19 protein-coding genes and 1 pseudogene are annotated in these 26,054 nt (G+C 45.1%); 14 read left to right on the top strand and 6 right to left on the bottom strand.

What is annotated here, in order from left to right; translation table 11 throughout:
- Positions 1–136: 136 nt before the first annotated feature.
- From FN831_RS22565 to dinB, 4 genes are all read right to left on the bottom strand, one after another.
- Complete coding sequence (locus FN831_RS22565) at positions 137–1,330, bottom strand: GAF domain-containing sensor histidine kinase (protein WP_142530474.1); 1,194 nt, start codon at positions 1,328–1,330, stop codon at positions 137–139.
- Between the two features lie 54 nt (positions 1,331–1,384).
- Positions 1,385–3,442, bottom strand: a complete 2,058-nt coding sequence (locus tag FN831_RS22560) for a PAS domain S-box protein (RefSeq protein ID WP_142530473.1) — start codon at positions 3,440–3,442, stop codon at positions 1,385–1,387.
- Positions 3,443–3,542: 100 nt separating this feature from the next.
- Positions 3,543–6,707, bottom strand: a complete 3,165-nt coding sequence (locus tag FN831_RS22555) for a DNA polymerase III subunit alpha (RefSeq protein ID WP_142530472.1) — start codon at positions 6,705–6,707, stop codon at positions 3,543–3,545.
- Position 6,708: 1 nt separating this feature from the next.
- The gene (gene dinB / locus FN831_RS22550) at positions 6,709–7,866 is read right to left on the bottom strand and encodes a DNA polymerase IV (protein WP_142530471.1); all 1,158 of its coding nucleotides are present in this window, start codon (positions 7,864–7,866) and stop codon (positions 6,709–6,711) included.
- 79 nt (positions 7,867–7,945) lie between these two features.
- On the opposite strand from dinB, the gene FN831_RS22545 reads away from it, so the two are divergent.
- Both FN831_RS22545 and FN831_RS22540 read left to right on the top strand, forming a co-directional pair.
- Entirely contained in the window at positions 7,946–8,227 is a 282-nt protein-coding gene (locus FN831_RS22545; protein ID WP_142530470.1) for a helix-turn-helix domain-containing protein, read from the top strand.
- A gap of 74 nt (positions 8,228–8,301) precedes the next feature.
- Positions 8,302–8,886, top strand: coding sequence for a porin family protein (locus tag FN831_RS22540; protein ID WP_142530469.1), 585 nt, complete (start codon positions 8,302–8,304; stop codon positions 8,884–8,886).
- A gap of 246 nt (positions 8,887–9,132) precedes the next feature.
- Here FN831_RS22540 and FN831_RS22535 read toward each other — a convergent pair whose 3' ends face one another.
- Positions 9,133–9,543 carry a DoxX family protein gene (locus FN831_RS22535; protein ID WP_142530468.1) on the bottom strand — a complete coding sequence of 137 codons (411 nt, stop codon included), beginning with the start codon at positions 9,541–9,543 and terminating at the stop codon, positions 9,133–9,135.
- A gap of 368 nt (positions 9,544–9,911) precedes the next feature.
- On the opposite strand from FN831_RS22535, the gene FN831_RS22530 reads away from it, so the two are divergent.
- Positions 9,912–10,598, top strand: coding sequence for a YetF domain-containing protein (locus tag FN831_RS22530; RefSeq protein ID WP_221931386.1), 687 nt, complete (start codon positions 9,912–9,914; stop codon positions 10,596–10,598).
- Positions 10,599–10,610: 12 nt separating this feature from the next.
- On the opposite strand, the gene FN831_RS22525 is transcribed toward FN831_RS22530, so the two are convergent.
- The gene (locus tag FN831_RS22525; RefSeq protein ID WP_142530467.1) at positions 10,611–11,471 is read right to left on the bottom strand and encodes a hypothetical protein; all 861 of its coding nucleotides are present in this window, start codon (positions 11,469–11,471) and stop codon (positions 10,611–10,613) included.
- A gap of 366 nt (positions 11,472–11,837) precedes the next feature.
- Between FN831_RS22525 and FN831_RS22520 the strand changes: the two genes are divergently transcribed.
- From FN831_RS22520 to FN831_RS22475, 11 genes and pseudogenes are all read left to right on the top strand, one after another.
- Positions 11,838–13,262: an inorganic phosphate transporter gene (locus tag FN831_RS22520; protein ID WP_142530466.1), complete on the top strand. Its 1,425-nt coding sequence runs from the start codon at positions 11,838–11,840 to the stop codon at positions 13,260–13,262.
- 29 nt (positions 13,263–13,291) lie between these two features.
- Positions 13,292–14,113, top strand: coding sequence for a universal stress protein (locus tag FN831_RS22515; protein ID WP_142530465.1), 822 nt, complete (start codon positions 13,292–13,294; stop codon positions 14,111–14,113).
- Positions 14,114–14,138: 25 nt separating this feature from the next.
- Complete coding sequence (locus tag FN831_RS22510; RefSeq protein WP_142530464.1) at positions 14,139–15,542, top strand: CehA/McbA family metallohydrolase; 1,404 nt, start codon at positions 14,139–14,141, stop codon at positions 15,540–15,542.
- A gap of 109 nt (positions 15,543–15,651) precedes the next feature.
- On the top strand, positions 15,652–16,848 hold the full coding sequence (nagA, locus tag FN831_RS22505; protein ID WP_142530463.1) for an N-acetylglucosamine-6-phosphate deacetylase: 1,197 nt from the start codon (positions 15,652–15,654) through the stop codon (positions 16,846–16,848).
- Complete coding sequence (locus FN831_RS22500) at positions 16,848–17,615, top strand: glucosamine-6-phosphate deaminase (RefSeq protein WP_142530462.1); 768 nt, start codon at positions 16,848–16,850, stop codon at positions 17,613–17,615. Before nagA ends, FN831_RS22500 begins: the two co-directional genes overlap by 1 nt.
- Positions 17,616–17,686: 71 nt before the next feature.
- Complete coding sequence (locus FN831_RS22495; protein ID WP_142530461.1) at positions 17,687–18,754, top strand: LacI family DNA-binding transcriptional regulator; 1,068 nt, start codon at positions 17,687–17,689, stop codon at positions 18,752–18,754.
- 102 nt (positions 18,755–18,856) lie between these two features.
- Positions 18,857–20,149: pseudogene (locus tag FN831_RS27970) on the top strand (sugar MFS transporter); the annotation flags it as partial.
- A 48-nt stretch (positions 20,150–20,197) separates the two neighbouring features.
- On the top strand, positions 20,198–21,208 hold the full coding sequence (locus FN831_RS27965) for an FAD:protein FMN transferase (RefSeq protein WP_246101719.1): 1,011 nt from the start codon (positions 20,198–20,200) through the stop codon (positions 21,206–21,208).
- Between the two features lie 3 nt (positions 21,209–21,211).
- Positions 21,212–21,898 carry a carbohydrate-binding family 9-like protein gene (locus tag FN831_RS22485; RefSeq protein WP_142530459.1) on the top strand — a complete coding sequence of 229 codons (687 nt, stop codon included), beginning with the start codon at positions 21,212–21,214 and terminating at the stop codon, positions 21,896–21,898.
- 155 nt (positions 21,899–22,053) lie between these two features.
- On the top strand, positions 22,054–22,845 hold the full coding sequence (locus FN831_RS22480; RefSeq protein ID WP_142530458.1) for a glycoside hydrolase family 16 protein: 792 nt from the start codon (positions 22,054–22,056) through the stop codon (positions 22,843–22,845).
- A gap of 109 nt (positions 22,846–22,954) precedes the next feature.
- Positions 22,955–26,050, top strand: coding sequence for a SusC/RagA family TonB-linked outer membrane protein (locus FN831_RS22475; protein WP_185960575.1), 3,096 nt, complete (start codon positions 22,955–22,957; stop codon positions 26,048–26,050).
- Positions 26,051–26,054: the final 4 nt, after the last annotated feature.

Here is a 26,054-nt window from a genome sequence, read left to right as displayed (position 1 = left end):
AGTATACATGGAATGATATAAACAATATATGAAATTTTACCAGTCATTTAGATAGAAAATAAGAAGTATACTCATGATAAAATGAGCGATAACCAATTTCAAGAATACAAAATCAGATAGTAGTTGTATGCCGGAATTACTTGAGTAATGGTAATGTAAACCAAAACTCACTGCCCTTTCCTAATGCTGTATTGACGCCTATCTCGCCACCATGTTTTTTAATAATGCCAGCACTGATATAGAGACCCAGTCCAAGACTTGAGAATTGCAAACCACTATGGTCAGCACGAAAATACCGGTCAAATAAATGTGGTACGTTTTTAGGGTCAATACCTTTTCCCTTATCGATAACCGTAACGCGTACGTCGTTCTCTAACGCTGTCAAATGGATTTCGATCTCCATTGATTCCGGAGCATATTTGATTGCGTTGTTGACCATGTTCACTATAACCTGCTCGATGTGGCTTTCATCCGCATACACCTGCAAGGATATATCGCCACGGAGAGAAATCTTATAATCTCCTGTGTTACGAATATCGGCACAGCAGCCATTGATCATATCAGCCAGGGTAAATAAGGTTTGCCGAAGTTCCATCTGTCCGCTGCTCATCCTGTTTACATGCAGCAGATCAGTTACCAGAGTAGTGAGCTTTTTGAGGCTCTTATTGGCTTGTGAAATCAGGACAGGGATCATTGCTGATCCGGGTTGTTCTTTGAGTTTGTCCAGGATCTGCAAAGATCCCTGCAGGGAAGTAAGCGGTGTTTTGAGTTCATGGCTGGCAATGCCAATAAAGTCATCCTTTTCCCTTAATAACTGGAGATTGGAGAGGCGCAGTTCTGTCTGTTCCATCACTACCCGGGCCAGGTCACTTAAAATGGCCTTTTCGTGTTCAGTTAAGCTTCTGGGTTTAAGATCAACAAGGCACATCGTACCGATAATCTGTTTCTCCGGGCTGACGATTGGTGCAGCGGCATAAAACCGGAGCCCAAAATCACCATGAACATAGGGGTTATCTTTCAGGAGAGGCTCAACGAGCGCATCCTCTATCACTTTTACTTCCGGCTGCAGCAGCGCCAGGTTACACAGGCTGACATCCCGGTCTACCAGTTTCAGATCAGGATCAATACCCACCTGCTCTTTTAAAAACTCCTGATGTTCGCCAATGAAAGATATATGGGCAATGGGCACTTTGAAAATGGTAGCAGCGAGCTGGCATATTTGTTTAAAGCCTGGTTCATCAGCAGAATTGAATATCATATATTTATCCAGTGCTGCCAGGCGTTCGGTTTCCTGTTCAGGATTGATGTCGATAATGTGTTGGTAGTTCATAGGGTGTTGCTAAAGGAAATATATTATAAAATACTAATTGTGCAACCCTGCGGACTAAACCTCTGAGAGGGGTAAACTGAAATTGAATACAGATCCTTTTCCAAACTCGCTTTCCGCCCATATATTACCCTGGTGCCGATGGATGATTTCTGCGCAGAGATACAATCCGATCCCAAAGCCGGAGATCGAGTGCATATGTCCACCCTCCACCCGGTAGTACCTGTCAAATATTTTAGTAATATCATCTGGTTTGATGCCCATGCCCAGGTCCTTCACACTGAGATGTGCTGCGCCACCGATGGTGATACATGCGACATTGATGATACTTCCATTGGGGGAATATTTTACCGCATTGCTGATGAGATTATGGATAACCTGCCCGATCTTGTCCCTGTCGGCACTTACTATGGTGGTTTCGACAGGCGCAAATATCAATGTATGCGTTGGGATGGTAGCAAGAAATTCCTCCTCGGATTCTTTGATCAGCAGGGCAAGGTCAAAGACCTGACGGTCGATGTGGATCTTCCCTGATTCCAGTCTTGAAATATTCAAAAAGCCATTGATCATGCTGGTCATTTTGCTGACCTGGCCATTTGCTTTATCCAGCGCAGACAGGGTAAAGTTATCGTTCGTTTTTTTTAGCCTCATCTGCAGCAGTTGGATGTAGCCTTTCATTGAAGTAAGTGGTGTTTTCAATTCGTGGCTCACCATTCCAATGAAGTCGTTCTTGCGCATTTCATCCTGTTTTTTTTCAGTAATCTCATGAAGTACACCCGTAAAATAGTCTTTGCCTTCGCTGTGCTGGATTTCGCCGACACCACGTACCCAACGTGTTTTGCTATCGTGATAACCTATAATCGGATATTCCATGTCAAACCGGGTGCCATTGGCATATGCGGCTGCTACGTGGGCAGAAACTTCATGAATATAATCTGGATGGACCTGTTTCAGTGCAGTCTCATAAGTAATCTCCTCGTCAGGCAGAAAGCCAAAGAACTCCTTGAGTTTTGGTGATGCGATGAACTGCTGCTCAGTTACACTGATGTAGAATGTGCCCAGGCCTGCCGCATCTACGGCTATCTTGAGATTCTCCTGGGCGCGCAGGGTTTCTGCAACAGCCAGATATTGTTCTTTATTGCTTTCTTCAATCTTATGTTGGGCAATTACCAGTTCCTGGTTCACGAGGGCTAGCTCTTCATTAATGGACAGCAGCTCCTCATTGGATGCAGCCAGTTCTTCATTTGTAGCTGCCATTTCCTCGTTGATTACCTGCAGATCCTCTGATGCTTTTTCCAGCGAGTCTTCCCATTGTTTACGTTCAGTGACGTCGCGGGTGGTACCGGCTACGGCCTCTACTTCGCCAGATTCATCCAATACGGGGGTTAGAATATAATCGTATACCCGCTTGCCTAAAATAGCGTGCGGAAAAGACACTTCACCGCGGAGAGGCTGTTTGGTTGCTCTGACCTGATCAATCTCCCTTTCGTGCATCTCTGCATGCCAGGGCTCGTATCCGTTTTCCAGTAAACCTTTGCCAACGGCATTGTCCCAGGTTTTGCCCCACATATTGAGCAGTGCGGTGTTGGCATAAGTGAAGCGGTATTGCAGGTCAAACACGTACATCAGATCGGGTGTTCCCGAAATAATCGTTTCATAAACCCGTTTTTGCTGATCGGAAAGCGCTTTTGCTTCCTTTAAAGCCTCTTCAGCCCTTTTGTGCTCTGTGATGTCAGTGGCAGTGCCGAACCATTCCAGGATATCGCCCTGCTCATCCATTATAGGTACGGCACGTGAAAAAGTCCAGCCGGTGGTACTGTCAGCCCGTATCACCCGGTGTTCAAGCTGGAATATCTTCTTCTCGCGGATTGCTTCAGCGATGGCAGCTTGCACCCTTTCTGTTTCTTCTGGGGGGATATTCAGGGACATCCAGTCGGCCCGGGGTTCAGTGCTGTCCTTCAGAAATCCCCGTCCGTCCAGCTCCTGCATCACCTGCCAGTCTGCACTGACGCTGTAGATGACATCTGAAGTAGCAGTAACTAACGCCCTGAAACGTGCCTCACTTGTCCTGACTTTATTTTCATTTGCTGAATATTCCTTTGAATTGCTGGTCATACTGAAGAAATCAAACTGAAGATGATCTTAAAAACAGGGTAAGATAAGAATTTGTTTTGCCAGCCGCCCCCAATCTGCCTAAGAAAGACCGGATGATAAATTACTTCATCCTCTGCCGCGGCAGGTTGATATCCTGGGCCTGCGGGTAGGGCGCCCTGTTGGTCATGCTTACATCTTCCTTCATGTTCTGCTGTGTCCTGTATTGCCGCTTCTCATCCGAATTATAAAATCTGGGGTCAGGGATAAAAGGCATTTTGGCCATTTTCACAATCGTGACCGTAGGGAAATGATAGTCTACTTCTACAGTCCCCAGCAGTAAATAACAGCCGCCCCCCTGAAAAGGGTACTGCTTTAAGCTGTTTGTGAAATGTGCCGTATCAAAGAGCTCACCTTCGGCATCAATCCAGGTCCCAAAGTACATCGCCCCCATTTTTGTAGGTACATGTTTCCTTGAAATCAGGTAAGCCATCATCTTTACCTGTTTTTTGTGGTGTTTCACCAGGTCCCTGGCCATCACATCGCCACGGAATTTTGTCTGCAGGAGTTCAAAAGGGCTGCAGGATACCGGGAAACTTAGCAATTCAATTTCATCAAAGGCATCTTCGAATACTGATCGTTCCAGCACGGGCAGCTTATAGTCTTTTACAGGCTCCTGGATGAGCATCAATCCCCGGTTTTCAGGTTTAAAGTTCAGCAGGATTAGCCGGGCAACCACCAGCAGCTGGTTTTTCGTTTTGCCGGTAAACCTGAACGCCCCGATAAAAATCAGGATCTGTATGCCTTCAATTCCTATCGGAACACGATTGATAAAATCCTCGAGCGACAGGTAGTGCCCATTTTGCGTACGCTCCTCAATGATTTGCTGGGCCAGTTTTGTCTGCAGGCCATCCAGCAGCATAAAGCCCAGATAAACATCAACTCCGTATAAAGTTGTTTCGTATTCGCTTTTATTTACGCAGGGGTTGAGGATGAGGGCACCGCACATCCTGGCCTCGTGGATGTACACTTCAGTACGGTAAAACCCTCCCTGGTTGTTGATCACTGCAACCATAAATTCAACAGGGAAGTTCACCTTGAGGTATAAACTCTGGTAACTTTCTACCGCGTAGGATGCCGAATGTGCCTTGCAGAAAGAGTATCCGGCGAAAGACTCGATCTGCCGGTAAATTTCTTCGCTCAGCTGCAAGGGATGGCCCTGTTTTTTGCAGGAGGCAAAGAAATTGTCCTTAACCTTCTGCAATGCAGCCTTAGACCTTCCTTTGCCGCTCATCGCCCTGCGCAGGATATCGCCGTCTTCTGCAGGGAGCCCGCCATAATGCAGGGCAATCTTGATCACATCTTCCTGGTAAACCATTATGCCATAGGTTTCGCCCAGCTGCTCTTTAAAAACTGGGTGGAAGTATTCAAACTTGTCGGGGTAGTTGTGTCTGAAGATATACTCCTTCATCATCCCACTCTGGGCAACACCGGGGCGGATGATAGAAGAGGCGGCCACCAGGACTTTGTAGTCATTACACTTTAGCCGCCGCAGCAGTCCCCGCATCGCCGGGCTTTCAATATAAAAACAGCCGATCGTGTGCCCCTTTTCAAGATAGGTGTTGCATCTGGCATCATTGAGGGAGATGGCATTGTTACGGATATCTACCCTTACCCCCTGGTTTTTCTCGATCAGCTTCACGCTGTCGTCAATATGGCCAATGCCGCGCTGGCTCAGGATATCAAACTTCTCAAAGCCAATATCCTCGGCCACGTGCATATCAAACTGAACGATGGGAAAACCTTTTGGCGGCATCTCCAGTGTAGTGTAGTTGGTGATCGGTTCTTCGGAAATAATGATGCCGCAGGAGTGCATACTGCGCTGGTTAGGGTATTTCTCCATCATTTCCCCATATTTATGTACCTGGGCCACAATAGAATTCTGATCGTGCAGGTGCATAGGATTGATGGCCAGCGCATCCAGTTCTTCTTTCGGGAGGCCGAAAACTTTGCCAACTTCTCTTAAGATCGAGCGGTATTTAAACTCCACGTTGGTGCCGCAGAAGGCAACATGGTCTTTTTCATAACGGTTAAATATATACTTCAGGATGATGTCGCGCTCTTTCCAGCTCCAGTCGATATCAAAGTCGGGCGGGCTTTTGCGGTTCAGGTTGAGGAAGCGCTCAAAGTACAAATCAAGTTCCAGCGGACAAATGGCAGTAATACCGAGGCAGTAACTTACGATGCTGTTGGCCCCGCTGCCCCGCCCGATATGCATAAATCCCATACTGTTACTGTACCTCACAATATCCCAGGTAATGAGAAAGTACCCGCTAAACTCCAGTTCGTCGATGATCTTCAGCTCTTTTTCTACCCTTGCTTTTGCTTCAGGATTATTACCATATTTCTTTTCTAATCCGTCGTAGGCCAGGCTGCGCAGCAAGCTCATGTCGCCTTGCTTGGTACGCGTGTAGAATTTCCTGTTTTTTGGGGTTTTGAAATCATACTCAAAATTGCATCCTTCAATTACCTTTTCTGTATTGCTGATAATTTCAGGATAGTCTTTATATTTTGCAAGCAGCTTGTCCTGCGGTTGCATAAACTCAGTTTTTTTACAGCAATCCTCTTCCATTAGCATGGAGAGGATCACGTTCTTATCAATTGCCCGAAGGATCCTGTGCAGGTTAAACTCTTTTTTTGTGGCGTAGGTAACCGGCTGCAGGATTACCATTTTATCGCGCAGCGAAGCCCATTTTTCATTGTACAGCAGCAACAGCTGATCCGGACGGATGCCCACATACTCGTTTTCACGCAGCTCTGCAGGAGCATTTTCCATGGCGTAGATTACTGTTACATTTTCAAACTCCGGTGCGGCAGTGGGGAGGGGGCTGCCATCAAAGTTGTGTTGTGTAAGAAAGCGGTTCATCTCCCCAAGTCCTGCCTGGTTTTTAGCAAGGCCGATATAGCGGAGCTGATGATCATACCGGAATTCAATGCCGACTAAGGGTTTTACTTTGGCTGCGGTCTCCAGGTATTGCATTCTGGCCTTTTCTTCAATGGCTTCGTTTTCCGGAAGAGGGATTTCCGGTACGTCCTTTGCCTCCAGCTTATCTTTCAGTTCTTTCCTTAGATCCTGCAAGGTTTTAATGAAATCATAAATTCCCGTAACCGTATTGATGTCTGTTAAAGCTATTGCGGTAAGTTTATTCGCGATGGCCTGTTCGATCAGTTCTGAGAGGGGGATCGTGCCATAGCGCAGGCTGTGGAAGGAGTGGCAGTTCAGGTGCATGCTATTTCGTTTTAGGTTTGATATCAAGACCGGCGCAGCGCATCACTGCACTGGCTCCAAACCTGTTTTTCATTTTATCCATAGCCTGGTACAAAGCCATCATTTCTACCGTATCTTCAAAGATGTTGATCTGATAAGTGCCCCTGACGAGGCCGCTGAGCTGAATACCGATCAGCCGGAGCCGCATGCGCCGTTTGTACAGGCTATCGAACAGTTCTTTCACCACGCTGATCAGTGAATGATCAGCCGAAGTATAGGGAACCCTGCACTGCTTTGTTTCTGTATCAAAATTGGCATATCTTATTTTTACCGTTACCGTTGAGCTCAGCCACTGCTCTGAGCGCAGCTGGAAAGCCAGTTGTTCTACCATGCCTACCATCATAGATTTTAACATCGGCAAGTCTATCGTATCCTGATCGAAGGTGTGTTCTTTTGATATCGATTTACGTTCACGGTAAGGTTCTACGGGGTTATTGTCAATTCCATTGGCTTTTTTCCATAGCTCCAGTCCGTTTTTGCCGATCATCTGCTGCAGCACTTCCGCGGGCATTTCGGAGAGCGTCTGGATGTTCCTGATCCCGATCCTGGACAAGAGGTTAAAGGTTACTTCGCCCAGCATTGGGATTTTGCGGATGGACAAGGGGTTGAGGAAGGAGCGGACCTTCAGTTCCGGGATCTGCAGGTTTCCCATAGGTTTACCCTCGCCGGTGGCTATTTTTGATACCGTCTTATTCACTGAAAGTGCGAAACTCATGGGCAAGCCTGTTTCTTTTGTTACTGCTGATGACAGTTCCTGTGTCCAGGAATAGGCGCCGTAGAATTTGTCCATCCCTGTGATATCCAGATAAAACTCATCGATACTGGCTTTTTCCATTACAGGAGCTTTTGATTCAATCACTTTGGTAACATCGTGCGACAAATCTGAGTACCGTCCCATGTCTCCCTTGATCACTTTTGCCTGGGGGCAGAGCATCAGGGCCATTTTCATCGGCATTGCCGCCCGCACTCCAAAATGCCGTGCTTCATAGGAACAGGAAGCCACCACACCCCGGTCGCCGCCGCCAATAATCAGCGGTATACCCATTAATTGAGAATTCTTAAGCCGCTCGCAGGATACAAAAAATGTATCTAAGTCCATGTGTACAATCGCCCTCTCCATAATCAGTAAATAAATGTCCCAACAAAAATACTATTGATATTAGTAAAAATACCTACCTTTATTGCTATAAATATTAGCAATGTCTGTACTTTCAGAAAATTTACGGTATTTGAGAGCACAGAAAAACTGCGCTCAGCAGCAGGTAGCCAATGACTTGATCATTAGCCGCGGCCGTTATTCGAAGTATGAAGATGGGAAGTCTGAACCACCGCTGGATATACTGAAACTGATATCGCAGTATTTTGAGGTTAGCATTGATCTGCTCATTTCTGTAGACCTGAGGTTTGTACCTCTGGAGGACAGGAGTTCCGGCTTATTGCAGAAATACCTTCTTCTGATGTACTCAGGCAGCAAAAAATAATAAATGTTAAAACATTCAATAAAAATTCGTGTAGTAAGTACACTAAGCCGGGTTGGCTTAATAAAAATCTACATATGAAAAAAATTACCATTATTGCAGCACTTGCTGCTGTTGCCATGAGCTTTAACGCGAGTGCCCAGATCCAGAAAGGCAATGTATTTGTTGGAGGAAACTTCGCTGATTTAAACCTTGGCCTGGACAATCCCAGTGTATTCAGCCTCAATCTGACACCTAAAGCAGCCTGGTTTATCGAGGATAACATTGCATTGGGTGGTTACGTAAACTTTGGATTGGAGACAACCAAACATGCGCCTACTACAACCTCTTATGGAGTAGGTGCCCTGGGAAGATACTACACAGGCAAAGACATTGAGGTACTGAAACATGGAAGAATCTTTGCAGAAGCTACTGCTGGCTTTGGCGGCGTAAACGTGAGTCAGGGCGGTGGGAAAACAAACGGCCTTAACCTGAGTGTTGGTCCTGGTTTTGCGTATTTTATCACACCTAACATAGGCCTGGAAACGCTCTTGAAATATAATGGCCTTGTAGGATTTGGCAATGCTACTTCACAAAATAATATTGGCCTTTCATTTGGCCTTCAGATCTATCTTCCCGGTCAGAGCACAGGAAGGAAAGTAAAAGGTGATTATAACAACTAATTTATCCCGTGTGAGCAGGATTCAGTTTACTGACTCCTGAAGAAACCGGCGAATGCAAACAAAAAGGGCTTGGATCATATCATCCAAGCCCTTTTTGTTTGCATCCATTCTTTTAAGGGAGCATTTTTACATATTTCGTTCCCAGCGGCTCAATTTCTCAATGTAGCAGAACCCCAAATCTGGACAACCTTTTAAGGTTCAGTTCATCATACCGTTTCCTTTATCTGTATTTACCTGATAACGCAATTATTTGATACGATTTTTGATTTTCACTGGCGACGTACTTTTCAATGCCCAATATACCAGCACTGGCTGAAAGAATAGGCGCAGGAAACGTTTCTTGTCCGTATCCAGCCCAAAGGCATTTCTTCTGTGGCTAAGCTGTGCGATATTTCCGGGGAACACAGCAGTAAAGAAAGCAGCAGCAACCTGGCCTACCTTCTCTGCGTGTTTCTCCGGAGTAAAGATGAGCGCAGCACCCATGGCAATTTCCACAAAGCCGGAATAAACGACTGTATCATCTTTTTTAAGTGGCACAAAATCCGGTACCTGTGCTCTGAATGCTTTTCTCGCGAAGGTAAGGTGACTGATACCGGCAAAAACCAAATTTGCACCCAATGCAATCCTCGCGGCTTTTTTTATATTTTCTTCTTTCATGGTCTTAAATTTAATGGCATGACTGTTCAAACAACTGAGCTGGGAGCAAAAGGTTTGCTTTATGTTCAGGAATGGGCAAATGAGTTGCCAACCTGGTTAGCTGCTTTTAAAAAATGAAAATTGACTACTTCCAAGGGTTGTAGGGGCCTAACAAAACTACAATTTAGCTGTTGTCATTTTACTTAAGGGATTACTTAAGGAATTGTTTAAGGGGTTCCTTATGAGGATTACTCATGGTGGTTCCTTATGGCTTTCATCATGGGCCTGATTGGGTTCCACACACGAGATTTATTGAGTGTTCTGCGATAAGCTCTATTGAGTGTCCACTCCTGAGATTCATTTTGTATTTACTAGATTATAGCGCGCGGATGTTAGAAATTGACTGGAATAATATTTTTTTAAAAGACCTGGATCTGTCCCTTGTGGTAGAGATTAGCATAAGGACATTTATCATGTTCCTGTTTGTGCTCATATTCCTGCGTTCATCGGGGAAGAAGGGGGTAAGGCAGCTCAGTATTTTTGAGGTCGCGATCATTATTGCATTGGGCTCGGCAGCGGGAGATCCAATGCTCAACAGCGAATCTGCAATTTTACCCTCGCTTCTTGTTTTTGTGGTCATTCTTGCAATGTACCGTATCATCACCTATCTGTCGGCTAAAAACGAGAACATCGAAACTTTGCTGGAGGGAGAGCCCATGTATATCATAGAAGATGGTAAGTTTGTGCTTGAGGAAGCGGGCGACTCAAATTTTGCCAAAGACGAGTTTTTTGCAGAAATGAGGGCACAGAGCATTGAACACGTAGGTCAGGTGAAAACGGCATTACTTGAGTCTAACGGGCAGGTAAGCTTTCTTTTTTTTGATGATAAAGACGTGCTGATGGGATTGCCAATTTTTCCTAAAGCCTATCAGAAAAAATCGAGGAACATTAATGATGGAGGGGAGTATGCCTGTGCTTTTTGCGGAAATGTGCTTAGAATTGCAGTGCCTCAGACCTGTCCGCGTTGTGGAAAAGACGAGTGGGTGGGGGCAATTGGTTCATTAAGGATTGTTTGATCTTTGCCGGATTCAACATCCCTCGATGATGGCGTCCGCAATGTTATAGATTGTTTTGATACATCTGTTTGCATAATTAATATGTGCACCATCATTTACATTCTGGATTTTAAGATCGCCTGTTGCTGTCACTTTTTTTGCATAGTCAATTGCTTCGTCAGCTCTTTTTAATATGAAAAGGCACTCGATCCTGTCCAGTACTTCAAATGAGATTAGAGGGCCGGGCAGATTACTGTTTTCCAGTAAATGAAGATATTCTTCGATATTCCCCAGGCTCCGGGCATATTCTTTTGCTCGGGAGGCTTCCAGGATCTTTTTTGTTCCACCTGTTGCCGATCTGTATTCGGGGATAGAGCAGTAAACAGTGTCGAGAAAAGCAGCGGTTTTCTCTTTATCAAAATCTGAGGGAATAAAGGTGTTATTGGTTGCACTGGCATGGCTCATCAGCAGCTGGGCGTAATATGGTCTCTGGCCGATCTCCAGGTCGTAGGTTTTACTGGCATCAAATAAGCCCAGGCCATTGTTAAACGCGCGGAACATTTCCTGTTGCTCTCTTTCGTATTCATTCAGCTGTTTGAAATAAACAGAGCGCAGGATATGAAAGCGGATTTTGTGAGCAGAAAAAGAATTTGCCACGGCACAGGTTTCTTTAGGGTTATCTTCTTTTTTGAGGGACTTGATCAGCTCATAGAAGAAGATGAGATTATCGGGGTACATTTCTGCAGCATTCCTCATCAGCTCAATCAGTTTCCTGTTGTTCAGCTCAAGGGGTATTTGGCCCAGGCTGTTCCGGTAATATTGGTTCCCGGCGGTTGCCCTGCGGATTAAGATATCAGAATCGATTTTTGCTGCGTGTATTTCTTCTCCCTTCATATTTTGATATTTGCGTGTCACAGAGAAACGCGTTGGGTATTCATGTCTTCTGCCGGTAAGCTATATTATTTATATCCGTATCTTTTCAATTTTAGGAAAAATGAAAGGATTATAAAATACTTAAGGTTAGGTATTTTTTAAAGATATATTTTGCCAGTTTCATTCACTTGTGGGTAATGGGGCTTATTATTTTTTTTATCAGTCGGCATCTTTCCTTTTCACCTGTTATTCCCGCTTCCACTTGCATAAATCAGATGTTAACTTAAACACATAGATAACATAACAATTCGTTAACCTGAATTTTACGGCATTTAATTACGATATGTGGTTATTTGATCAATAAATCCTTTTATCGTCATTCGTTATATGCTGTTCCCTATAAATGCAGTGATCTTCCCTTTTTTGGGCGAAGTTAATTTGAGCGGCCCTGTGCTGATCGTGTTCCTTATTTGTGTGCTGGCAGTGATCTGTTTTGAGTTTGTAAACGGCTTTCACGATACCGCAAATGCGGTAGCAACAGTGATTTATACCAAAGCCCTGAAGCCTGTAATTGCAGTTCCATGGTCGGGCTTCTGGAATTTTATGGGTGTGCTCCTTGGTGGTGTTTCCGTAGCTATGGGTATCCTGAAGCTCGTCCCGCTGAACGAGCTCATGATCCTGCCGGTAGAAGTAGGGGCCTGTATGGTGCTCGCTGTGTTGCTGGCTTCCATTGTCTGGAACCTGGGGACCTGGTACCTGGGCATTCCCTGTTCCAGTTCACATACGATGATCGGTGCCATGATTGGTGCAAGTTTAGGCTTTACCTGGTATTACGGCGGGCGCGGTGTAAACTGGCATCAGGCCGAAGAAATAGGCTTGTCGCTCGTACTTTCTCCACTGATCGGTTTCGGCCTTGCCGTACTGCTCATGATGTTTATGAAACATATCATTAAGTCAAAACAGCTTTTCCATATCCCTACCGGGGAAAATGACCGGCCGCCGATCCTGATCAGGATGCTGCTGATCACTACCTGTACTTTGGTCAGCTTTTTCCACGGCAGTAACGACGGACAAAAGGGCGTGGGACTCCTGATGCTGATCATGATCGCTTTCTTACCGGTAAAATTTGCCGTAAACCATGCTGTTCCAGAACAAAAAATACTGGATGCCCTCAGTCAGACAGAGATGGTTATCCACAGAAATCCTACTACCAATACCGCTGCAAACCGTTTATTCTCGAGGCTCGATTCTGCTATCACGGCTACCAGGACAGAATTATCCGGCAAGCCTATTACCGATAACCAGAAAGCCTACAAATTCCGTCAGCTGATCCAGAAGATGAATACTGAAGTTGACGCTATTAAAACAAACAGGAATCTGGAATTGCGCCAGGGTGACGAGGCGATATTATCGGAGGCTTCAAGGGAGCTGAGCAAGGTGACCGACTTTGCGCCGATCTGGGTGATTGCAACGATCTCTGTTTCGCTGGGACTTGGAACCATGGTCGGATGGAAGCGCATTGTAGTGACCATTGGTGAAAAAATAGGAAATGAACATCTAAGCTATGCACAAGGAGCTACAGCCGAAATTGTGGCTGCCACAACGATTGGGCTGAGCACAGGATTTGGATTGCCTGTAAGTACTACGCATGTGCTTTCCAGTGGTATTGCGGGTGCAATGGTAGCCTCGGGCGGCACAAAAAACCTGAACAACGGAACCTTAAAAAATATTGCAATCGCCTGGGTACTGACCTTGCCGGTAGCGATTGTTTTATCGCTGCTTTTATTTATGTTTTTCCATTTATTTATTTAAATTCTATTCTCTATCCAAACCTCTTCAATATGAAACAGATACTATTAGCTACCGATTTTTCGGTCAGCGCGGCCAATGCGATGGAATATGCAATGGAATTAGCCAAAGTATTGAAACTGGAGGTATGCGCGATACATGCCATACATCCTACGGAAGGCATTAACAATAGTACCTACAATGCGATCTTTATTGAGAACTACTACGATAACAAAAGAGAGGCGCTCAGAGAATGGGTAAGCGTATATACAGAAAAGGAAAAATACAAAGATGTAGCAGTAAAAACCTTGTGTGACGTCGGTTTTTTAAAGAACGTAATTACGCGATACATCTCTCATCATCATGTTGAACTGCTGGTGATGGGCATTACGGGTTCTACCGGGATTACCGGAATCGTAGGCAGTAATGCCAGCATGGTAGTTTCCAACCTGAAAATCCCTACACTGATCGTTCCAAAGGAAAGCAAATTTTCTAAAGTACCGATCATCTCACTGGCAACCGACTATGACACCAGGCTGTCGGCCGAGGACGTGAATGCGCTAAACGAGATGGTAAAGGGCTTTGGATCTGACAAACTACAGGTATTATATGTTACCGAAAAATCAGACCCCAAACAACTTGCAATCTTTGAAAGCAAGCTGAAAGCCCTGATCAAACATGCCGAACCGGAATTCAATTATATCACTGAAGGCAGCCCGCTCAGCGGGATACTTGCTTTTGTAGAATCACACGAAACAGATATCCTTTGCCTGGTAAAACACCATCATAATATCGTGTACAGGTTATTTACCAAAAGCACGATTAATCAGGTGATGAATAAAACCGTCAAGGCTATTTTGGTCTTACACGAGTAAGCTGCTCAAGATCATTAAAAAAACAATGAAGAAATATATTGGCCTCTTTACACTCTTCCAGTGTTTAGTATTTTTTGCTGCTGCGCAGGATTCTTCTACAGTTGTGAAGAAAGGATATATTCCAACTGCCCGGATCTTTGAACTGCTCTATGTCCCGTTTGATGTGCCTGCGGGTACTACAGAGATCAGGGTAAAGGAGAGTTACGATCAAATGAATGTCAACGTTCTTAATATGGGGGTATATGATTCGAAGGGTGATCAGGGTATCACCGGGTTCAGAGGCTGGTCTGGCGGAGCGAAGAAAGAATTTTTTATCACCGAAGTTGCTGCCTCAACAGGATATATTGCCGGGAAAATTACTCCCGGAACATGGAATGTGTTGGTTTATCCTTCGGGAATTGCTCCCGCAGGACTGAACTGGATGCTGGAAATTACACTGATTTCGGGCAGGCACCAGAAAACCTTTACTGCCCGTCCGGCAGCCAGACAGATCAATGCAGTTCCGGGATGGTACCGTGGCGATTTACATATGCATTCGCTGCATTCTGATGGCAGGCGTACGGTTGAAGAACTCGTTGCCGAAGCAAAGGAGAAGAAACTGGATTATATCATTTCTACGGAACACAATACCAATGCTGCAAACCTCAACTGGGGAAAATATAATTCCGGAAACCTGCTGATCATCAATGGTGAAGAGGTAACGTCAACCAGATACGGGCACTGGAATGCCATCGGGCTGGATACAAAAACACTGATCGACTGGCGTTACGCTCCGGCAGATCACGTTATTGGAAAACAGATTGAAAAAGTACATCATGACGGGGGCCTCGCAATAATCAATCATCCTTTTTATGATAAAGGTGACAAAACATTCAAATTTGATGAGCAGGAATTTGATGGAATAGAGATCTGGAACGGGGAATGGAACGCTTTAAATGCCATCGCTTTAAAATGGTGGGATGATTTGCTCCGGAAGGGAATCAGGAAAATTGCTATCGGTGCCAGTGATACACATAAATCCAGCGGTTCTCCAAATAACCTGGGAAGCCCGCAAACAGTAATCTATGCTCAGGGATTGGCAAAGGATGCCATCCTGGAAGGGCTTAAAAGGGGCAAGGCCTATATCGCGGCAACGCATAATGTTGCGCTGCAGTTTACCCTTGAGTATGCCGGCAAAACTGTGGGGATGGGTGAGCAACTGCCTGAAAATGGAACGGGAAAAGCTATAGTTCATCTTACCGTTACAGGTTGTAAGAATACAGTGATGACGTTAATAGGGAATAAAGGGACCATGGCTAGCCGTAAAATACCGGCAGATACCGAAACAATTCATCTGACTATAGACAGAGATTCATCTTCCTATATCCGTATTGAAATCCGCAAAGAAGACCAGGCCATGGTTGCGCTGACGAACCCTGTGTGGTTATAGCACCTTAACTCAAATTTTTATAAAATACTTTTTAAGTATCCAAACTATGTGTATCTTCGGGTACGTACACGATTACCGATCTTGGTAATGTGTTAGTGCTAAATTTAATATGCTGAAGATATTTAACGGGAAGATCATTGCCCCCGGCGGGCTGATTGATAATGGCACGGTGCTCATCAAAGATGGTATCATCCAGGACATTTTAGCGGGTAACCCGGAAATAGAGGGGGCAGAGGAAATTGATGCCGGGGGACACTATGTTTCTGCAGGTTTCATAGACCTGCACGTTCACGGAGGTGGCGGCCACGATTTTATGGATAATACGGTGGAAGCTTTTCTTGGTGTTGCAGAAACTCATGTTAAATATGGGACTACGGCAATGTATCCAACAACCCTGAGCAGCACCAAGCAGGATATTTTAGATACGATCGCTACCTATCAGCTGGCCCTTGACCAAAACACAAACGGTTCCCAGTTTCTGGGCCTGCACCTGGAGGGACCATATTTTGCCATGGCCCAGCGCGGTGCCCAGGACCCTAAGTATATTCGTGATCCTGATCCGGAGGAATACAAAGAAATCCTGGCTGATAACAAAGTCGTGAAACGCTGGAGCGCTGCCCCCGAACTGAAGGGAGCAATCGAATTTAGCAGATACCTCTTATCTAAAAACATACTTCCTGCATTGGCGCATACAGATGCCGTTTACGACGAAGTGCTGGAGGGATATCAGAACGGATACACGCTGGCTACCCATCTTTATTCAGGGATGTCTGGCGTTACCAGGCGCAATGCTTATCGTTACGCCGGTGTGATTGAGAGTGCTTTTTTAATCGATGGGATGAGTGTAGAGGTCATTGGCGACGGTATCCATTTGCCGGCCCCGCTCTTGCAGCTGATCTATAAAATAAAAGGTGCAGATAGGATCGCCCTGATCACCGATGCCATGCGGGCTGCCGGTATGCCTCCCGGAGAAAGCATACTGGGAGGATTAAAGAATGGTTTAAAAGTGATTGTAGAAGATGGGGTGGCCAAACTGCCCGATCGTAAATCTTTTGCAGGGAGTGTGACTACCGCGGATTGCCTGGTACGTAACATGGTAAATCTGGCCGGTGTTACCCTTGCAGAGGCCGTAAAAATGATCACTGAAACTCCTGCAGCAATCATGGGCATATCCGACAGGAAAGGAAGCCTGGTTAAAGGAAAGGATGCCGATTTGGTAATCTTCAACAGCAATATCGGGATCCAAAAAACAATTATAAAAGGTAAAGTAGTTTACCAGTCAGTTTATTCATCAGCAAAAGTATAATGGTATCAACAAGTAAAAAATTTTTTAAAGAAAGTCTTGAAGTCAATGTATTCAGTTCAAGACTGGAAATGGGGCAGGATGCCGCAGAACGTGTAGCCGGTAAAATAAATGAACTGCTGCAGACAAAGGAACAGGTCAATATGATCTTTGCTGCTGCCCCTTCACAAAATGAGTTTCTGGAGGCGCTGGTCAAAAAAGATATCGACTGGTCGCGCATCAATGCTTTCCATATGGATGAATATATTGGCCTGGATGCAGCAGCCCCGCAGGGCTTCGGTAATTTCCTGCGCGACAGGCTTTTTAGTAAGGTCTCTTTTGCGATGGCAGCATATCTGAATGGTAATGCAGCAGCGCCTGAACAGGAGTGTGAAAGGTATGCCGGCCTGCTGGAGCGTTTCCCCGCCGATATTTGCTGTATGGGGATAGGAGAGAATACCCATCTTGCCTTTAACGATCCCCACGTAGCAGATTTTAATGATCCGAAGATCGTTAAGGTTGTTGAACTGGACATGGAATGTCGTCAGCAGCAGGTAAACGATGGATGTTTCAATGAAATTACCGCAGTTCCAACGCATGCCTTAACACTAACGATTCCTACCCTGTACAAAGCCGTATATGTTTATTGCATGGTGCCGGGCGATAAAAAAGCTCCTGCCATTCAGCACACACTTACGGCAGCGATTACAGCACAATTCCCATCAACTATTTTGCGTACCCATCCCCGGGCTGTCCTGTTTCTGGATGAGGCCAGCAGCGCGCTCCTATAGGATAATTTGTATATTTACGACCACGATCGTTTGTCGGGCTAACCCATCCCGCTACTATTATCCTATACAAAATGAAAAAAGACAGTGCTGTAGAATTATCCGGAGTAAAAGAAATTGCCCGCAGGGCAAACGTATCCATTGGTACTGTTGACAGGGTAATCCACAACCGTTCCGGTGTATCCGAAAAAACAAAACAGATCATTCAGGATATTATCAAAGAGCTGGACTACCAGCCCAATATCATGGCGCGGAGGCTGGCTTCCAATAAGGTCCTGAACTTCGCTGTCCTGATCCCTGCTGTGTCTGATGAAACTGAATTCTGGGCAGCACCTTTAAATGGGATTGAACAGGCTGAAAATGAGATCAGGCAATATGGTATCAAAGTAGAAAAGTATTATTTTGATCTCAATGATAAGCAATCCTTTGTTAACCTTACAAAACAGATCCTGAAGACCGCTATTGATGGTGTTTTGCTTGCCCCGTCGTTTATTGATGAATCGCTGGCTTTTACCAAGCAGTGTGATCAGCTGAAGATCCCCTACGTGCTGATCAACTCTGATCTTCCAAAACAGGACAGCTTATGCTATATCGGCCCGGAACTCTTTCATAGCGGATATCTGAGCGCGCACCTGGCAAACTATGCGATTAAGGACAATGGAAAAGTGCTGATTATCAATATTTCCAGGGAAATTGACAATCATCACCATCTGCTGCGTAAAGAAGAGGGATTCAGAGCTTATTTTGATGACCATGATAAAAAACTGACGATTGTAAAAGATGATATCCGCCAAACAGATTACGCTTCTGTGGCCTCAAGCCTTAAGGAGCTGCTAAAGGCACATACTGATGCCGAAGCCATCTTTGTGACCAACTCCCGCGTAGTTTCTGTAGCACGTTATTTACAGGAATCTGATCATCAGAAAGTTTTACTGATAGGATATGATTATCTAAAAGATAATCTAGCATATCTTAAGGATGGCCTGATTGATTTTCTGATCTGCCAGAAGCCACAGGAGCAGGGCTACAAAGGTATTATGGCACTTTACCAGAATCTTGTCTTAAAAGTTGATGTAGAAAAGAACTATTTTATGCCAATTGATATCATCACCAAGGAAAACTATCAGTTTTACAGAAATTAATATCTTTCCAGCCCTTTATTAATGCTTAAAAATTATGATTATACCGAATTACTTTCTATCTTCGGGTACGTACACGTGGTTTAACTGATTTTATAATTTGATATGGATGCAGACAAAAGAAAGGGGAGGGAAGTAACGGTCTCTATGGCCATTATTGGTATTTTGTTTTTCATTTTCGGCTTTGTAACCTGGGTAAACTCGATACTGATCCCTTACTTTAAGATCGCCTGTGAGTTATCCAACTTCCAGTCGTACCTCGTGGCATTCGCTTTTTATATTTCCTATTTTGTAATGTCTGTGCCCTCATCGTACCTCCTAAAGACCATTGGTTTCAAAAAAGGGATTATGTTTGGTTTATGGATCATGTCGGCCGGCGCATTATTATTTATTCCAGCAGCACTTTCCCGTACCTACGAAGTGTTTTTGCTGGGCCTGTTTACCATTGGTACAGGGCTTGCCGTCTTACAATCTGCTGCTAATCCTTATGTCACCATTCTGGGCAGCAGGGATACCGCTGCAAAACGGATCAGTATGATGGGAATCTGTAATAAAGGCGCAGGTATCCTCGCACCTTTACTGTTTGCCAGCCTGGTGCTCAAAGCTACGGATGCCGAACTTTTCAGGCAGCTTCCTTTAATGGGCCTTGCAGAGAGGAGCGAAGCCCTCAACGAACTGATCAGAAGGGTAATTGTTCCTTACGCTTTTATTGCTGCTGTTTTGTTTGCCCTGGGCATCTTCATCCGTTTCTCCCCTTTACCGGAGATCGATACTGAAAAAGAAGATGCTGAATCAGCTAAAGCTAATCAGGGCAAGACCAATATCTTCCAGTTTCCGCACCTCATTTTAGGGGCATTTGCGATCTTCCTGCATGTGGGCACACAAGTAATCGCTATTGATACCATCATTGGTTATGCCAATTCTATGCATATTCAACTGATGGAGGCCAAAGTTTTTCCCTCATACACCTTATTTGCTACCATCAGCGGATATGTGCTGGGAGTTTTGCTGATTCCCAGATATATCAGTCAGGTTAACGCTCTCCGGAGCTGCACCCTGCTGGGCATTATCTTTTCCCTGCTGATCATTTTTTCGCATGGCGAGGTAAGGATTCTGGGCCATGTGGCCGATATTTCCATCTGGTTTGTAGTGTTGCTCGGATTTGCAAATTCGATGGTGTGGACAGGGATATGGCCGCTTGCACTGGCCGACCTGGGGAGGTTTACCAAACTGGGCGGCTCTGTTTTGATCATGGGGCTGTGCGGGAGCGCGATACTGCCACTGGCATACGGCTATTTTGCGGATGTTTACAGTTTAAGAATCGCCTACTGGGTGTTGGTGCCCTGCTACATTTACCTGGTATTTTATGCCTTCTATGGGCACAAGATCAGGAACTGGAAATTCAAAAAGCCCGAGAAACCTTTAAAATGGGGTCAACTCTTACTGGTGCTGTTCCTTTCCTGTATTTCAATCTTCCCGACAGGCCGGGCAAATGCTCAAACCAGCGTTAAACCCTACTATATCAGCGGTTATGCTCAGGGCACAACGTATAATATCACGTATTATTCAAAAGATAGCTTAGTTGCGAAACAAGAGATTGAACGTATCCTGGATGGTATCGACAGCTCACTCTCTGTGTACAAGCCCTATTCCCTCATCAACAGGTTCAACGACTTTAACTGTAAACAGGTAGCGATGGACAAACATCTTGGCATCGTCATGCGTAAGTCTTTAGAGATCTATAAACAATCAGGCGGACTGTTTGATATTACAGTTTATCCTTTAACCAGGGCCTGGGGCTTTGGCAATAAGCAGGTAAAAGTATATCCTGATTCTGCAGCCGTTAAAAGAATGCTGGCTTGTGTCGGCTCTGATCAGCTCAGTATCCGCGGTAACCAGCTGATCAAAAAAACACCCTGCGTGCAGATCGATGTTGACGGGATTGCACAGGGATATAGCGTAGATGTAGTTGCAGATTTTTTGGACAGCAGGAACATACAGGATTATCTGGTAGAAATAGGAGGGGAGATCAGGGCGAAAGGACGCAGACAACCAGAAAATGCAAGCTTTGCGATCGGTATTGAGGGTCCTGCAAAAAATGCAGATGATGAGCCAATTTTGCAAAGGATCGTAAGAATAGATCAGGGGGGGCTAACTAGCTCCGGAAATTACCGTAAATACTTTAAAAGCGGAAATAAGATCATGTCTCACCTGATGGATCCCAGAACGGGCTATCCGCTCCAGAACGAATTGATTGCGGTTACAGTAAAGGCAAAGGATGCCATGACAGCCGATGGTTATGATAATTTCCTGATGGCCCTGGGCTTGCAAAAAGCATTGCAATTTTTAAAACAGCATAAAGAACTGGCGGCATATTTTATCTATCATAAGCCGGACGGTACGGTTTCAGACATTTCTTCAGCCGGGTTTTATCCTTTTGAGGCAGCATCACATTAAAATATGTTTAACGAAGAATTGAAGCAGGATAAAGTAACGTGTATCCCATTTTTTAAAGGTAAGCTGCAAAGTGATTTCAATAAATTGGTACTCTTTTTAGATAGTTTGCATCAGCAAAAGCTAAAGGCATCCCACTGGACAGATCTTAAGATTATTCCGAAAGCATCTTTTGTAATGTGTTATACGCCTGATTCGGTTTGCCTGAAGTATGATATTTCAGAACCTTATTTTAAAGCAGATTACAGGCATACAAATGATCCGGTAAGTGAAGATAGCTGTGTGGAGCTTTTTATCAGCTTTGGCGAAGACGTAAATTATTATAACCTGGAATTTAATGCGCTTGGCACCTGCCTGGCGGCATACGGCAGCGGAAGGAACGACCGGCAGAGATTGCCTGAGGAGCTGATAGCAGGTATACAGCACGTACAAGCATGGAAAGTATACATTCCGGAACACAATAATTATCAATGGACGCTCACTTTGAATATCCCCTTACAGGTATTTTGCTATAGTAACCTGAGCAGTCTTGATGGCAGCACTGCCCGGGCGAATGTATATAAGTGCGGGGATCAACTCATCGAGCCACATTACCTGATGTGGAATGATATCAAAACTGATCAGCCTGATTATCATCAGCCTGAATATTTCAGAAAGATTTCCTTTGAACAGCTGCAGGATAAAAAACAGTAACCCTCAGATATCATAAAGCTTCAAAATGCTGAAAAGTAACTTTCTTGAAATAAATTGTGTACGTACCCGTAAATTTAATATATTAGCTAACAGAATGTTGCAGATTCAGGATTTGCAGCAAATCAGAACCAGCAAAACCTAAACCAAACTAACCAATGAGGAAATTTTTACTCTTATTGCCTGTAATCCTGGCATGCAAGCAGGATCCGGTACAACCACCTGATAACCTGCAAAATTCAACAATTTCACCCTCTTCAGGAGGAGAGGCAACTACGGTTTCTGCGGCCGGTACGATCAGCTTCAGCGGATATACCTGGAACGTAAAAAGCGGCAATGGGCTTGGTCCCGGTCCCAATACATGGGATACGAAAAATGTCTGGGTAGATGCCTCCGGCTTTATGCACCTAAAACTATCATATGATAGTATTTCTGCGAAATGGACCTGTGCCGGTATCACCTCTGCGCAGAACTTTGGATATGGAACTTATCAGTGGATGATACAGGGGCCTGTAACTGCACTGGACAAAAATGTGGTAGCAGGATTTTTCCATTACTCCGGGCCGGATGGCTTTAACGAAATGGATGTGGAATTTGCCAGATGGGGAGATGCTGCAAAACCCAATCTGAACTTTAGTGTATATCCTGCATCAGGCAGCACAGGCAAGGAACAGCATGCTACCTATAACTGGGTTCAGTCGGGCGGCACAGCCAGCACCCACAGATATACCTGGACAAGCAGTTCAGTGATATTTAAAAGTATGAACGGGTTTTACAACGACGATACAAATATGTTCTTCACGCATACGTTTGTCCCGCCTGTAACTGTGATTCCTACTGCCGCGATGCCTGTGAAAATGAATCTGTGGTGCTTCCGCGGTATGGCACCAACAGATGGCAAGGAAGTAGAACTGGTAATACGCAGTTTCAAATTTACTCCTGCAAGCTAAGAAGCCTTTTTTTTGACCTCTTTACGTGTACGTAAACGAGAAGATCCAGCGTCATTTTAGCAAGATGACGAAGAAAGAAAAATCAATTAAACCGAATAAAATAACGCTAATGAAGAAGATCTACTTAATGGCCTTTATGGCACTACTGTCTGTGCTGGGCGCTGTTGCGCAGGTGAACTCCAATCAGGGGCCGCCCTTTACCTTCACAGGACATGTTATGGACGAAAAAACGGGAGAGGGCCTTATTGGTGTATCTGTTCACGTCAGGGGTACAAACAAAGGCACGTCGACTGATAAAAACGGAGACTTCAGCCTGCAGTTAAACACAGGTTCTGTCCTTACTATAGGATATGTTGGTTATAAAAACCAGACGATTACAATCGGCAGCCATCGAAGCCTTGAAATCAAACTCGGCATTGATGCCCAGCAACTGGGCGAGGTAACCATTAACGTAGGTTATGGAACCCAGAAGGTAAAAGAAGTGACCGGCGCTGTAGGCTCTATCACTGCGAAACAAATGGATACCCATGCGCTTGGTGATGTAAATACCAGTTTGCAAGGCAAGATCGCCGGTCTGCAGATTACCAGCAACTCCGGTGAACCGGGAGCAGGTGCTACGGTAAGGATCCGTGGCGCATCTTCTGTGAACGGGAGCAGCCAGCCTTTATATATCGTAGACGGTGTACCCATCAATTCAGATTCCTATGGGGGCGGACTGGTAGACGATGCCTCTACCTTTAGTCCGCTGGCAGATATTAATCCGCAGGATATAGAATCGATAGAAGTATTGAAAGATGGTACAGCCTCTATATATGGTTCAAGAGCTTCCAACGGGGTGATTATTATAACCACCAAAAGCGGTAAAAACGTAAAGAAACCTGAAATCGCATTTTCTGCCAATGCCAGCGTTGCCGATATCACCAGAAAAGTGGGGGTACTCAATGCTACGCAGTTCAGAAGTGCCTTCCAGGACGCTGTATTTAACTTTACCGGCGCCCAAACCGCCAAGGTATCTGTGATCGATTCGCTCCATCCTTATTATTCAAAAGATAATAACTGGCAGGACATCATGTACAGGTCGGCCTTACAGTACAAGGCGGATGTTAGTGTAAAGGGAGCCTCGAAAGATAACAACATGAACTACTTTGTGAGCGCAGGTTATAAAGATATCAATCCGATTATCATTGATACCAGGTTTAAACAAACCTATGCTTCTGCAAAAGTGTACTATACGGTCAGTAAAACGATCTCAGGAAATACCAACTTTAACATTTCTACGAACGACTATAACCGGGTGCTTACGGGCCTCAGCAACCAGAGCGCCATCTATCAGGCATTAAGCACGATGCCTGTTTATAGCCCCCGCGACCCGGTTACCGGCGCGCTCATCCCGCTGCTGGAAGGCAGTAAACCTAATCCCGTAGCCATTGCAGATCTGGCAGCCAACAAGATCAACCGCTGGCGGATCTTTGGTAACCAGGACCTGAGGGTAAAACTGGCGAAAGACCTGGAGTTTAAAACTACCCTCGGCCTCGATTATTCGAATACCGAAGAGACCAATTTTACGCCACAGGCGCTTTTGCCCCAGGGCCAGATCAGCTCCTCATATCTTACTACAGGAAAAAGCTATTCTTTTATCAATGAAAATACGCTGAGTTATAAAAAGAATATCGCAGACAATCATCATCTTACCTTCCTGGCGGGCGAGTCTTACCAAAAATTTAATGATAACAATGTAAACATTGTAGGTAAGGGACTCATCGATGCAACCATCACTTCGATCAACGGTACCTCAACAGTCTCCTTATATAATCAGAACATAGAAGAACACAGCCTTCTTTCCTTTTTCGGAAGGGCCAACTATGACTATAAAGGAAGATATCTCTTTTCTGCGATCATGCGTGCAGATGGCTCGTCCCGCTTCGGGGCAGATAACCGATTTGGTTATTTCCCGTCATTCTCCGCAGGATGGAGGATCTCGCAGGAAGACTGGTTCAAAAAGTTAACCTTTGTTTCTAATGCGAAGATCCGTGGAAGCTTTGGGGTAACCGGTAACCAGAGTATCGGTAACTATGCATGGCAGGGATCGTATTACAATGTTGGTACCTACCTGAGCAATGTAGCCATCGTATCTAATGGGGTGCCAAATGAATCACTGAAATGGGAAACCACCAAACAATCCAATATCGGCCTGGATCTTGCTTTTTTACGCGACAGGATCCGTTTTACAGCTGATGCCTACCTTAAGCGTACTACCGGGCTGCTCTTTGATGTGGCTGTTCCCGGAACCACCGGATATGCTACTGTTCCTGCAAATTTTGGCAGCCTCGAGAATAAGGGACTGGAGTTTACGCTGGCCACCACCAATATCGATAAGGCCCTTAAATGGAATTCTACTTTCACTTTTTCATTGAACAGGAATAAGATACTTTCCCTGCCGGGAAATCAGGATTATCGTCCTAATATCTACAATATGGCAAGAGTGGGACAGCCTGCAGGGGTATTCTATGGCCTGAAAGCTTTAGGGATTTACGCTTACGATTCGGACAATGTCTATCAGAAAAATGCCACTACCGGCGCGGTAACTCCTTACCGCCAGGGCTCGGCTAACGGCGCCATTTACAAGGGCGGCGACGTAAAATGGGAAGATGTGAACGGGGATGGGATCATCAATGATGCTGACCTGCAGGTGATTGGTAACCCAAACCCTGACTTTACAGGAGGCCTGCAGAATGAGTTCAGCTACGGCAACTTTACCCTGTCGGCATTGCTGACCTACAGCATCGGCAACGACGTTTTCAACGAAGTGAAAAGAAACCTTGACGCTACTCCATATGACCAGAACCTAAGCACCGATCAGCTGAGAAGATGGCGTAACCAGGGCGACGTGACCGATGTACCGCGACTGGTAAAAACTGATCCAATGCTGAACTATGCAATTTCGAGCAGGTTTGTAGAGGACGGTTCTTACATCAGGCTGCAGAACCTTGCCCTGAATTACAGGATTCCGCGCAAGGTCCTTACCCGCTTAAGAATGAACAATGCAAACGTTGGTTTCTCGGTAGTGAACCTCTTTACCTGGGGATCATACAGCGGCTACGATCCCGAAGTAAGCTCATCTACCAATGCACTGGCAGTAGGGGTAGACCGCGGATCGTTCCCAAGAACCAGAACCTATAATTTGTCCTTAAACATTAGCCTCTAATCAG

This window comes from Pedobacter westerhofensis, assembly GCF_900182595.1.
GTDB lineage: Bacteria > Bacteroidota > Bacteroidia > Sphingobacteriales > Sphingobacteriaceae > Pedobacter > Pedobacter westerhofensis.
The sequence above is the reverse complement of the archived record's forward strand: the minus strand, read 5'-3'. Positions and strand labels throughout refer to the sequence as shown.